Genomic DNA, 1,134 nt, shown 5'->3' with positions numbered 1-1,134 from the left:
GCCTTTTTAAGTTGAAGGTTAGAGGTTGGAGGTTGAAGGTTGAAGGTTGAAGGTTAGAGGTTAGAGGTTTAAGGTTTAAGAGCTGATTTGTAAAGAGAATCTAAAGGAAACTCAATGACGGGCTGAGTAGCCTGTAACCTATATGACGACATGAGTTAAACCACTGTATCCATGAGTCGTTTGCCTGAGATCGCCAATCCCCACCGCCAAGCCTATCCGAGTGATATGAGTGATAGGGCTTGGGTTGTGCTGCGTAGGCTGATACCAGAGCCGAAGGGATTTGGACATCCGAGGATGGTTAACCTACGGGAGATTATCAACGCCATATTCTATGTGCAACGTAGTGGCTGTCAGTGGGAAATGCTTCCCCATGACTTTCCACCCCACCCAACAGTGTATGGTTATTTCCGCAAATGGCAGCGTAAAGGGATTTGGCAAAGAATGCATGACCAATTGCGTCATCAACTCCGACAACAAATGGGACGAGAGGAAGATTCGAGTGTGGCGATCGCTGATTCCCAATCAGTGAAGACGGCGGAAAAAAGGGGGCGGTCTACGGTTATGACGGTGGCAAAAAAGTTAAAGGCCGTAAACGCCATATTGTTGTAGATTCCCAGGGTCTGCTCATTGGGATGCTGGTGAGTGAAGCCAATGGCTCAGAACGTTTGGGTGCAGTGGTTGTTTTGCATGATGCTATTGCCCAACTCAGGCAATTAGAAGTGATTTGGGTAGATCAAGGTTATTCAGGTAAAAACTTTGTTCATGCAGTCCAACAAGTTTGTGGGGAGGATGTGCGAGTGGAAGTGATTGAGCGAACATCAAAGGAATTTGAGATTCTACCAAAGCGATGGATTGTCGAACGGACGTTTGGTTGGCTCAACAGATTTCGGCGTTTGAGTAAAGATTATGAATTGTACACAACCATCAGCGAAGCGATGATTTATGGCTCGCTTATTCGTTTAATGACTCGCCGATTAGCTTCTTAAGCTTTTATTTACAAATCAGCTCTAAAGCCAGAGTAATATAGAAGCAATAGTCAACATAGCTAGGTAATTGACTGCATATTTCTCATAGCGAGTTGCTATTCGTCGATTTTGTTTGAGACGGTTAATTAGTCTTTCAATCCGATTACGT

The 1,134-nt window shown here is 44.6% G+C and carries 1 protein-coding gene and 1 pseudogene; one reads left to right on the top strand and one right to left on the bottom strand.

All coding sequences use genetic code 11. The features are described from left to right. The first annotated feature begins 171 nt into the window (after nt 1-171). Nucleotides 172-986, top strand: a protein-coding gene (locus F6K49_RS51625) for an IS5 family transposase (protein WP_293110758.1) whose coding sequence is annotated in 2 segments (ribosomal slippage) — nt 172-535 and nt 535-986 — 816 coding nt in all. Because the reading frame shifts where the segments join, the coding sequence is not laid out codon by codon here. 21 nt (nt 987-1,007) lie between these two features. Here the strand turns inward: F6K49_RS51625 and F6K49_RS51620 are convergent. Beyond that, nucleotides 1,008-1,134, bottom strand: a pseudogene (locus F6K49_RS51620) (IS5/IS1182 family transposase); the annotation flags it as partial.

Source organism: Moorena sp. SIO3I6 (assembly GCF_010672095.1).
The sequence above is the reverse complement of the archived record's forward strand: the minus strand, read 5'-3'. Positions and strand labels throughout refer to the sequence as shown.